A 411-nucleotide genomic window follows, 5' to 3' on the forward strand; every position below is an offset into this window, starting at 1 on the left:
CTGGTCTGGCGAAAGGACCTCGACCCGAAGATGAAGGCCAAGGTGCTGGACTTCCTGCTGACCTACGGCGTGGGCGACACGCCCGAGGCGGCGCGGCAGCGGGCCGTGCTCGCCCGCATCCAAGTTGGCCCGTTCCGCAGGGCGGACGACCGTCACCTTCTGCCCGTTCGCGAAATGGAAGCTACCCAACAGCTGATCGCAGCGCGCAACAGCGGCGACGCCGCCGGCGAGGCGGCGGCGGGCCAGGCCCTGACAGACATCGCCGCCCAGCGTGCGGCGCTGACCGCATCCTCCAACTAGGAGCTTCTGCATGAGCCTGCGCGTCCTGCGCCGATCCGTCGTGGCCGCGGCTGCGCTGGCCGTCCTGCCGCTAGCGCTTCAGGCGGCGGAGGCCCGCAAGCCGCCGCTCGT

General features: G+C 71.3%; 1 pseudogene. It reads left to right on the forward strand.

Annotation, left to right across the window (positions count from 1 at the left end):
• Nucleotides 1-300: pseudogene (locus DJ017_RS20595) on the forward strand (phosphate/phosphite/phosphonate ABC transporter substrate-binding protein); the annotation flags it as partial.
• Between the last annotated feature and the right edge of the window lie 111 nt (nt 301-411).

The sequence above is a fragment of the Phenylobacterium soli genome (assembly GCF_003254475.1).
Taxonomy (GTDB): domain Bacteria; phylum Pseudomonadota; class Alphaproteobacteria; order Caulobacterales; family Caulobacteraceae; genus Phenylobacterium; species Phenylobacterium soli.